Genomic DNA, 383 nt, shown 5'->3' with positions numbered 1-383 from the left:
CCGTCCCCGTCGCCCGTGCCGGTCCCGAAGCCGTCGCCGATGTCGATGCCCATGGAAAGCTCTTCCGAGGGGACGTCCACTTCAATGTCCGGGTTGACCACCGCGACGTCCGCCGTGGCTACGGCGGCAATCACTTTCACCTGCGCGGCAGTGGAGGAGCTGCTGGGGCGCTGGGTGGTCTGGGTGACTTCCGGGGTGTCGATATCCGGATTGTCGCCTTCCTGGGTGGCGTAGGCCACCATGGGGGGATCTTCCGGAATGGCGACGATGATATGCACCAAATAAAGGAGAAGGCCCATGAGGGCGACGCCGAGGAAGGAGACGGAAATGGCGGCGGTCAGCGTCTTGACGCGCTGTTTCTTCAATTCCGCAAGGGCGTCTTC

General features: G+C 63.4%; 1 pseudogene. It reads right to left on the bottom strand.

The features are described from left to right. A pseudogene (locus tag HJW02_RS12960) lies at window positions 1–383 on the bottom strand (hypothetical protein); the annotation flags it as partial.

This window comes from Akkermansia sp. GGCC_0220 (genome assembly GCF_017566105.1).
GTDB lineage: Bacteria > Verrucomicrobiota > Verrucomicrobiia > Verrucomicrobiales > Akkermansiaceae > Akkermansia > Akkermansia massiliensis.
The sequence above is the reverse complement of the archived record's forward strand: the minus strand, read 5'-3'. Positions and strand labels throughout refer to the sequence as shown.